Source organism: Mesorhizobium sp. M7A.F.Ca.MR.148.00.0.0, from assembly GCF_003997735.1.
Taxonomy (GTDB): domain Bacteria; phylum Pseudomonadota; class Alphaproteobacteria; order Rhizobiales; family Rhizobiaceae; genus Mesorhizobium.
Genome location: NZ_RZTB01000666.1, coordinates 1 through 242 on the forward strand (window position 1 = coordinate 1; position 242 = coordinate 242).

The following is a 242-nucleotide window of genomic DNA, read 5'->3' on the forward strand; positions in this document are numbered from 1 at the left end:
TTTCCTGACCATGTGACAGCCTGTTTTCCATGATACCGGCAATCGTGTCGTGGAAGGGCTGCCATGACAGGGCAACACGTGCCGCCCGCTCGTTTTCCGACAGGCCGGCATTGCCCGGTATGACCGTTGTCTCACTGACCGGCGGCACCAGGTCGGGCGCGTCGAGCGGCCGATTGCAGTCGATGACAAGGCGCGAAATGCGGGTCTCGACCAGAGTCGCGTCAAGCGCCTGCGCCATGCGG

The 242-nt window shown here is 63.2% G+C and carries 1 protein-coding gene; it reads right to left on the reverse strand.

Features of this window, described 5'->3' with window-relative positions; all coding sequences use genetic code 11:
* Positions 1-242: N-formylglutamate amidohydrolase (locus EOB49_RS35755; RefSeq protein ID WP_206526234.1), on the reverse strand; the 242-nt coding region annotated here is incomplete at both ends.